The sequence below is a fragment of the Allobosea sp. MMO-172 genome (genome assembly GCF_037147855.1).
GTDB lineage: Bacteria > Pseudomonadota > Alphaproteobacteria > Rhizobiales > Beijerinckiaceae > Allobosea.
In genome coordinates, this window is record NZ_JBBCUM010000040.1 from 1 (window position 1) to 2,154 (window position 2,154).

The following is a 2,154-nucleotide window of genomic DNA, read 5'->3' on the forward strand; positions in this document are numbered from 1 at the left end:
CTCATTGGCGACGCTGCGCGAGGCGGTGCGCAGCAGCAACATGGACGTCGGCGGACGCACGGTCGAGCTCAGCGAGTTCGAGTTCATGGTGCGTGGCCGCGGCTATCTGAAATCGATCGCCGATATCGAGAACATCGTCCTGAAGAGCGAGCGCGGCGTGCCGCTGCGCCTTTTCGATGTCGCGCGAGTCGAGCTCGGTCCGGACGAGCGGCGCGGCATCACCGAGCTCAACGGCGAGGGCGAGGTCGCGAGCGGCATCATCCTGCAGCGCTTCGGCGCCAATGCGCTTTCCGTGATCGAGCGGGCCAAGGCGCGGCTCGCCGAGATCGCTCCATCCCTGCCGGGCGGTGCCGAGATCGTGCCGGTCTATGACCGCTCCGGATTGATCGAACGGGCGATCGAGACGCTCAAGGGCACGCTGATCGAAGAGAGCGTCATCGTCGCGCTGGTCTGCATCGTCTTCCTGCTGCACCTGCGCAGCGCGCTGGTGGCGATCATCATGCTGCCGGTCGGCATCCTGATGGCTTTCGCGGCGATGAAGGCGCTCGGCCTCGGCGCCAACATCATGAGCCTGGGCGGCATCGCCATCGCGGTCGGCGCCATGATCGACGCCGCCATCGTCATGATCGAGAACGCGCACAAGCATCTCGAACGGGCACCGCCGGACAAGCCGCGCGTCGAGATCCTGATCGAGGCTGCGAGCGAGGTCGGACCCGCGCTGTTCTTCAGCCTGCTCGTCATCACCGTCTCGTTCCTGCCGATCTTCACGCTGGAGGCGGAGGAGGGGCGCCTGTTCGGCCCGCTCGCCTATACCAAGACCTTCGCCATGGCGGCCGCGGCCTTCCTCTCGGTGACGCTGGTGCCGGCGCTGATGGTCGTCTTCGTCAGGGGCAGGATCATCCCGGAGGCCCGCAACCCGATCAACCGGCTGCTGATCGCGCTTTATCGGCCGCTCATCCGCGGCGTCCTCAAGGCCAAGACCCTGACGATCCTGTTCGCCCTGGTGGTGCTGGGACTCAGCCTCTGGCCGGCGCGACAGCTCGGCTCGGAGTTCATGCCTGCGCTCGACGAAGGCACGCTGATGTACATGCCGACGACCCTTCCCGGAATCTCGGTGACCAAGGCGGCCGAACTGCTCCAGACCCAGAACCGGATCATCCGCTCCTTTCCGGAAGTCGCCTCGGTCTACGGCAAGGCGGGACGCGCCCAGACGGCGACCGACCCGGCCCCGACCGAGATGTTCGAGACCATCATCAACCTGAAGCCCAAGACCGAGTGGCGAGAGGGCGTCACGCTCGACAGCCTCAAGGCGGAAATGGACAAGGCGCTCCAGTTCCCCGGCATCTCCAATGCCTGGACACAGCCGATCCGCGCCCGCATCGACATGCTGGCGACAGGGATACGCACGCCGATCGGGGTCAAGGTCTTTGGCACCGATCTCGCACAGATGGAGGCGATCTCGCGTCAGATCGAGGCCGTGCTCAAGACCGTGCCCGGCACGAGCAGCGCCTATGCCGAGCGCGTCATCGGCGGCTATTTCCTCGACATCCTGCCGGACCGGGTCGCCCTGGGGCGCTATGGGCTCGCTGTCGGCGACGTTCAGAATGCGATCGTGACGGCGATGGGCGGCGAGACCGTGACGACGACGGTCGAGGGTCGCGAGCGCTACGGCGTCATCATCCGCTATCCCCGCGATCTGCGTTCCGACCCGCAGGCGATCGCGCGCGAGGTCCAGGTCTCGACACCGTCCGGCGCCAGCGTGCCGTTGGGCGAGGTCGCGAGCATCGAGCGCAAGCGCGGCGCGACCTCGATTCGGACCGAGAATGGCGAGCTCGCGGTCTACATCTTCGTCGACACCGCCGGGCGCGACCTCGGCAGCTATGTCCGCGATGCCCGGAACGCGATCGCGCAGAGCATCAAGCTGCCGACGGGCTACCGCATCGCCTGGAGCGGCCAGTTCGAATATCTCGAACGGGCCGAAGCGCGCCTCAGGCTGGTCGTGCCGGTGACGCTCGCGATCATCTTCCTGCTGCTCTACCTGAATTTCCGCAAGCTGACAGAGACCTTCATCGTCATGCTGTCGCTGCCCTTCGCACTGGTGGGCGGCGTCTGGCTGCTCTGGTGGCTCGGCTTCAACATGTCGGTGGCGGTTGC

1 protein-coding gene is annotated in these 2,154 nt (G+C 66.3%); it reads left to right on the forward strand.

Going from position 1 to position 2,154, the window contains the following annotated elements; all coding sequences use genetic code 11:
- A partial coding sequence (locus WFK61_RS25960) for an efflux RND transporter permease subunit (protein ID WP_336814932.1) occupies positions 1-2,154 on the forward strand: 2,154 nt, incomplete at both ends.